This is a genomic window from Caldisericia bacterium (genome assembly GCA_026414995.1).
Taxonomy (GTDB): domain Bacteria; phylum Caldisericota; class Caldisericia; order B22-G15; family B22-G15; genus JAAYUH01.
This window is the reverse complement of the sequence record JAOAHY010000025.1, coordinates 1-7,116: the sequence shown is the minus strand read 5'-3', so window position 1 is coordinate 7,116 and position 7,116 is coordinate 1. Positions and strand designations below refer to the sequence as shown.

Sequence of the window (7,116 nt, the reverse complement as noted above, 5' to 3'; positions counted from 1 at the left end):
TCTTCCAAAATATATAAAAGGAGTAAAGAGAGTAACTAATTTAGGACTTGTTCTTCCACCTCAATATGCTGAATTAATAAAAAATGTTGTTAGAGTTGGTATTATAGAAGAAGAACCAATTGATATAAATGGTGTTAAAATTTCACCGTTAGATTTTTCTGTAAGTTATATTCTTTATAAAAGAAAAGAGTTAATTGAAAAATATGGACCAAAAGAACCTCAAGGGTGTCTAAAAATAACTATAAAAGGAAGAAAAAGTGGAGAAAATCTTCAATATAATTTCTCAATATTTTCAAAGGGAAAAGGAATGGGAGAAGGCACAGGAATTCCAGCTGCAATTGGTGCTATTTTAATGTGTGAGGGTTATATTAAAGAGAAAGGAGTTAACCCACCAGAGTCAGTTCTTGATCCAGTCGATGTGTTTAAATTACTTTATAAAATATTCAAAGGAGAGAAAATTCCTATTTTAATTGAAAAAATTAAAAATAACCAAAAAATAATAATTGAGATAGATGAACTTTTAAAACAAACTTTAAGTTAATCATTTAATTTAAAAATAAATTTAGTAAAATAAAAATGTAATGAAAAAGTGTTTTATCCTTGCAGCAGGGATAGGGAAAAGAATGCTTTCTGAAAAAAATAAAGTTTTTCATAAACTTTTTGGTTATCCAATAATTTATCATATAGTTAAGAATATAAACTTAATAAATGATTTAGAAATATTTGTTGTTACTAATAAAAATTTAGAAGAATATAGGTCAATTTTAAAAAATTTTAATTTAAATTATATTATTCAAGATACTCCACTTGGTACTGGAGATGCATTAAAAAAAGGCCTTGATTATATAAAAGAAGATGATAATGTTTTAGTCATTCCTGGTGATACACCACTTGTAAAAAAAGAGACAATTGATAAGATGTTTGAGAAATTTGTTTCAGAAAAAGTTGATATACTCCTTTTGACTACTATAACTGAAAACCCAACTCAATATGGAAGAATTATTAGAGAAAATGGAAAAATTTCTATGATAAAAGAAGATAAAGATCTTTTGCCTAATGAAAAAGATATAAAAGAGATAAATAGTGGTGTCTATATTTTTAAAGGAGAAATTTTAAAAAAATATCTTCCTCTTTTAAAAAATGAAAATAAACAAGGTGAATTTTATTTAACAGATGTAATAAATCTTAGTTATAAAGATAATAAAAAAATTGATTCAATTTATTGTCAATTTGAAGAAATAATTGGAATAAATACAAGAAAAGATTTGATGAATGCTTTTAAAATTATAAAAGAAAGGAAAATTGAAGAACTTTTAGAAAATGGAGTGACAATTTATGACCCTATCACAACATATATTTCACCTTATGTAACTGCTCAAAAAGACACAGAGTTTTACCCTGGAGTTTATATTGAAGGTGAAGTTCATTTTGGCAAAAACTGTAAAATTGGACCTTTTGTTAAAATTTCAGCTATCGATGAAGTAGTAATTGTTGAGGATAATGTAACAATTGGTCCATTTGCAAGTATTAGAGATGGAACAAAACTTATGAAAAATTCGAAAGCAAAAACTTTTGTCGAAATTAAGAAATCAACAATAGGTGAAAATAGTTCTGTTCCTCACTTATCCTATATAGGAGATGCAACAATTGGAAAAAATGTAAATATAGGTGCTGGTACAATAACATGTAATTTTGACGGAAAAAAGAAACACCCAACAATAATTGAAGATGATGTTTTTATTGGCTCTGATTCGATACTTGTAGCGAAAGAGGGAGGTCTTTTTATAAGAAAAGGAAGTTATACAGGTGCTGGCTCTGTTATTACTGAAGATGTCCCACCAAATTCTCTTGCGTTAGGTAGAGCAAGACAAATTAATAAAGAGAACTATTTTAAGAGAGAAGAGAGAGAAAATAACACTTGAAGGAGTTATAAAGATGGAACCTGAGTTTAAAATTTTTTCAGGCAATGCAAATATTGATCTTGCTAAGAAAGTTTGTGATTATCTTGGTGTAAAACTTGGAGATATTGAAGTTGGAAGATTTGAAGATGGAGAAATTAAAGTAATTATAAATGAAAATGTAAGAGGAAAAAGTGTTTATGTAATTCAATCAACTCCTCCACCTGCAGAAAATTATTTAGAACTTTTCATAATTCTTGATGCACTAAAGAGGGCTTCATGTGAAAGTATTTGTGCAATTACTCCATATTATGGTTATGGTAGACAAGATAGAAAAACAAGAGGAAGAGAACCAATAAGTGCAAAACTTATGGCAAATTTAATAGTTTCTTCTGGTGCAACAAGATTTGTTGCAATTGATCTACATGCTGGACAAATTCAAGGATTTTTTGATATACCATCAGATAATCTCTCTGCCATTCCACTTTTTGCTGATTATTTTAAAAACAAAAATTTAGAAGACATTGTTGTTGTATCACCAGATGTTGGAGGTGTAGCAAGAGCAAATCAACTTGCTTCTCGTCTTCATGCACCAATTGTGATTTTCGCAAAGAGAAGAGAAAAACCTGATGAGATAGCAAGAATGGATTTAGTTGGTGATGTAAAAGATAAGACTGCTATAATAATTGATGATGGAATATACACTGGAGGAACATTAATAACTGCAACAAAAATTTTACTTGAAAAGGGTGCAAAAAAGGTTTATGCTGCTGCAACTCACGGAATTTTTTGTAACCATTCACTTGATAGATTAAATGAATCACCATTAGAAGAAATTATTGTTACAGATACATTAAAAATAAAGGATGGTGAAAAATATGAAAAAATTAAAATTATTTCTGTTGCTCCTCTTATTGGAGAAGCAATTAAAAGAATTCAAACACATTCTTCGATAAGTGAGTTATTCAAATGAACGGAATGATTTATGTTGTATTAACTTTAACAATAATTAACTCAATTTTAATTCTACTTATTTTTGTTTTTCTAGCGAGTTATCTTAGGGATCTCTCAAATAAAATTTCTAGTTTAACTGAAGAGATCAAAAACTTAATAAAAGAAATAAGGCCTTCTTTAAATAAAAGTTTAAAGAATATTGAACAAACAACAAAAACAATTAAGAATATAACAAATTTAATTTCAACTATTTCTCCCTTTTTAATTTTTACATCTTCTGGTAATATTAGTAAAATAGGAAAATATATTTCACTTTTTTATGGAATAAAAAGAGGTCTTGAATTAATAAAATTATTTAGAAAAAAAGGAGGTTGAAATGAGTGAGAGAAAAGATAATTTTTTAGGTGGTTTTCTTTTGGGGATGGTAGTTGGAGCAATTCTCGGAATTTTGTTTGCACCTGAAAAAGGTTCAGAAACAAGAAGAATACTTTATGAAAAAGGGAAAGAGATAGTAGAAAAAGGCAAAGAAATATTTGGTGGAAAACTGCTCCAGATTGAGGAAGAGGAAGAAGAAAAAGAAAGTTGATTGAATATAAAAATTTAGCAAAAAAAGTTTTAATCGTTATAATAATAATATTTTTATTTATAACTTTTCTCTATATTCTTTATAAATTAAAAACTTATTTTCTTTTAATTTTACTAACAACTATTTTTTCTTATTTATTCTCGATAATTACAACTTTTTTAAATTCAAAAAAAATTAACCTTTTGATTTCAAAAATTTTATCAATATTAATAGTTCTTATATTTATCATCCTTATTTTATTTATAATAGTTCCTCCTGTAATTAGTGAAGTTTCTAAGATTATTAAAAATTTTGAAGATATAATAAAATCATTTTCCAATTTTATCTATAATCAAATTGAAGAGATAAAAATTTTTATTGAAGAGATTAAATTTTTAAATATTGATTTTGATAAATTATTTTCCTCTTTTCAAGAAAATTTATCCTCAATAATAATAAATGTTATTGAAAAATTTTTTATTTTTTTACAAAATACATTTAGAGTTCTAATAAATGTTGCATTTGCATTTCTTATTTCTGTTTTCTTTATTTTTGAGAGAGAAAGAGTATTAAATGGATTAAAAAATGAAATTCCAATAAGATATAGAGAAAGAATTGTAGAGTATATTAATGAACTAAATTTTTACCTCAAAAGATACATTTTAGGACAAGCATTTATGTCATTTATTGTAGGCGGCTCTCTTACTATTTTTTGTTATTTAATTAATATTCCATATGCTGGAACACTTGGTTTTATTGCGGGTGTTGCTGAAATTATATATTATATTGGACCAATTTTTACATTTATTATAGGTGTTGTAATTTCTTTTACTGTTTCTCCAATTACTGCATTATGGTTTTCAATTTTTTATATAGCTCAGCAACAAATAACAGCTAACTTTGTTTATCCTCTTTTCTGGTCTAAAAGAATAGTAAAAATATCTCCAATAGCCCTTTTTGCAACAATGATTTTTCTTTTATCACTCTTTGGTCCCTTGTCTCTTTTTTTTACTGTTCCACTCTTGATTATATTTAAAGTAACATATGAATTTTTTAAGAAGACCAAATTATACAATGATATTCAAAATATTTAAAGATTTTGTTAGTATTATTTTAAGGTGAGAAATGACAATAAAAAATAAACTTTTAATTTTAACTTCAATTATTATTTTAGTATCAATTTTAGGGGTAATATTATTTATCTATCTTATTACAAAAGTTCATATAGACAAAAATATTGAAGTTAGAGCTGAATTATATAAGCAAACTTTTAACTCATTGTTAGAAATTGAAAAAAGCAAATTAGAAGTAACTCTTAAAGATTACACCAATTGGGGAGAAGTTGGAGAGATGGCTGTATTAAAAAATGATAAAAAGTGGATTGAAGAAAATATTTATCCATGGGTCGAAAAACAATTTGGATTTGATTTTGTTCTTCTTGTGAAAAGAAATGGTGAAGTAATTATAAATTCTTTTGTTGATAATATAAATTATGAAGATTTTATATTAAAAGATGAAAAGAAATCTAAAAGTGGTTTTTATTTAACAAATAGAGGATTAGTGCTTTTTGCAACATCTGGAGTTTTTGATAATAATGGGGATATTTTTTATAATGCCTATTTAACTTTTGGATACTTAATAAATGAAAAAATTTTAAATAATTTTAAAAATTTGTTAGATATGGATATCCAACTTATAACAAAAAATTATATAATTTCAACAGATCCTAATTTAAAAAAATTTACTTTAGAAGAAGAAAAGAAACCATATCAATATATTGATAACTATATTTGTGTTTTTATGCCAATATACAATAACAATGGAGAAAAAATTGCTGAATTTCATATTCATAAATTTGATGATATACCAAGTAAAATCATGAATTCAATTTATTATGGTGTATTAATAGCAACCATCTTAACATTTATTGCAGCATTTATTATAAATCTATTAGTTGTATATAATATATTAAAACCTCTTATTAGATTTGAATTACTTGCAAAAAAAATAGCAGAAGGAAAATATGATATTAAACTTAATTTCGAAAGAAATGATGAAATAGGTAGTCTGGCAAAAAGTTTTAAAAAAATGGTAGAAAAAATAGCAAATAGAGAAAGCGAACTTCGAACTGAAAAAGAAAAACTAGCAGAAATGTCATATAAAGACCCACTAACAGAAATTTATAATAGAAAATTTTTTATTGAATATGTTGAAAAATTAATAAGTCAAAATAAACACTTTTCTATAGTTTTTTTAGATCTTGATAACTTTAAATTAATTGATGATATATTAGGACACAAAACAGGAGATGAGATTTTAAAGAAAATTGCAGTTTGGTTTCATAATAATTTAAGAAAAGATGATTTAGTAGCAAGATATGGGGGTGATGAATTTTGTATTGTATTACATGATGTTGATAAAAGAAAAAGTGAAGAGATAATCGAAAGACTATATAAACTTTTTACTCTTGAAACATTTTACCCAGAAGAAATTCCAATTGGATTTAGTTTTGGTATAGCAACATATCCAGATGATGCAGATAGTCTTGACAAACTTTTAAGTCTTGCAGATACAAAAATGTACAAAATGAAAGAATTAAGAACAAGAAAAGAAAAATAATTGTAATTTATAATTATCAGTTGCAAATTATATTTAAATAAGATAGTATATAAGTTGGCTAATTTTCGACTTACTTCAGGAGGTGATAATGAGAAAAAGAGTAGTAATAATGGGTGCAGCAGGAAGAGATTTTCACAATTTTAATACATTTTTCAAAGATAATGATGAGTATGAAGTTGTTGCTTTTACAGCAACTCAAATTCCAAATATTGAAAATAGAAAATATCCATCTTCTCTTGCTGGAAAATTGTATCCAAATGGTATACCAATTTATCCTGAAGAAGAACTACCTGAAATAATTAGAAAATTTAATGTTGATTATGTTGTTTTCTCATATTCAGATGTATCACATGAATATGTTATGCATAGAGCATCAATCGCTTTAGCAAATGGTGCAAACTTTTTATTATTGGGTCCTAAACATACTCAAATAGAAAGCAAAAAGCCAGTTATTTCAATTTGTGCTGTTAGAACAGGAAGTGGTAAAAGTCAAACAACAAGAAGGGTTGTAAGTATAGTTAAGGATATGGGTTTAAAACCAGTAGTTATAAGACATCCTATGCCATATGGGGACCTTGAAAGACAAAAGGTTCAGAGATTTGAGACTCTTGATGATTTAACAAAAGAAAATTGTACAATCGAAGAAAGAGAAGAATATGAGCCACACATAGTCTCGGGAGTCATAGTTTATTCCGGCATCGATTATGTTGAGATTCTTAGGCAGGCTGAGATGGATGGTGATGTCCTTGTATGGGATGGAGGAAACAATGATTTTCCATTTTACAAATCAGATTTAAAAATTGTTGTTGCTGATCCATTAAGATTAGGACATGAGGTAACATATCATCCTGGAGAAGTAAATTTTTTATCTGCAGATGTTATTGTAATAAATAAAGTTGATACTTCTCCATTTGAGAATGTTCAAGTTTTAAGAAATAGAATTTATGAATTAAATCCAAAATCAAAAGTTGTTGAAGCTGCATCTCCTATATTTATAGAAAATTATGAATTGATAAAAGGAAAAAGAGTTCTTGTTGTTGAAGATGGGCCAACACTTACTCATGGTAATATGGCTTATGG

At 26.4% G+C, this 7,116-nt stretch carries 8 protein-coding genes; all 8 read left to right on the top strand.

Annotation, left to right across the window (positions count from 1 at the left end; genetic code table 11):
* Positions 1 to 541 (top strand): hypothetical protein (locus tag N3D74_06475; protein MCX8095809.1); only part of this gene is annotated, 541 nt, incomplete at its 5' end.
* Between the two features lie 40 nt (positions 542 to 581).
* Positions 582 to 1,922 (top strand): bifunctional UDP-N-acetylglucosamine diphosphorylase/glucosamine-1-phosphate N-acetyltransferase GlmU, encoded by a 1,341-nt coding sequence (gene glmU / locus N3D74_06470; protein ID MCX8095808.1) that lies wholly within the window; start codon positions 582 to 584, stop codon positions 1,920 to 1,922.
* A 13-nt stretch (positions 1,923 to 1,935) separates the two neighbouring features.
* On the top strand, positions 1,936 to 2,871 hold the full coding sequence (locus N3D74_06465) for a ribose-phosphate pyrophosphokinase (protein MCX8095807.1): 936 nt from the start codon (positions 1,936 to 1,938) through the stop codon (positions 2,869 to 2,871).
* On the top strand, positions 2,868 to 3,227 hold the full coding sequence (locus N3D74_06460; GenBank protein MCX8095806.1) for a hypothetical protein: 360 nt from the start codon (positions 2,868 to 2,870) through the stop codon (positions 3,225 to 3,227). The genes N3D74_06465 and N3D74_06460 overlap by 4 nt, the downstream gene beginning before the upstream one ends.
* Before the next feature lies 1 nt (position 3,228).
* Complete coding sequence (locus N3D74_06455; GenBank protein MCX8095805.1) at positions 3,229 to 3,438, top strand: YtxH domain-containing protein; 210 nt, start codon at positions 3,229 to 3,231, stop codon at positions 3,436 to 3,438.
* Positions 3,435 to 4,511, top strand: coding sequence for an AI-2E family transporter (locus N3D74_06450; GenBank protein ID MCX8095804.1), 1,077 nt, complete (start codon positions 3,435 to 3,437; stop codon positions 4,509 to 4,511). The genes N3D74_06455 and N3D74_06450 overlap by 4 nt, the downstream gene beginning before the upstream one ends.
* A 31-nt stretch (positions 4,512 to 4,542) precedes the next feature.
* Complete coding sequence (locus tag N3D74_06445; protein ID MCX8095803.1) at positions 4,543 to 6,036, top strand: diguanylate cyclase; 1,494 nt, start codon at positions 4,543 to 4,545, stop codon at positions 6,034 to 6,036.
* Positions 6,037 to 6,124: 88 nt separating this feature from the next.
* Positions 6,125 to 7,116, top strand: a 992-nt coding sequence (locus N3D74_06440) for a GTPase (GenBank protein MCX8095802.1), incomplete at its 3' end; no start/stop codon positions are given.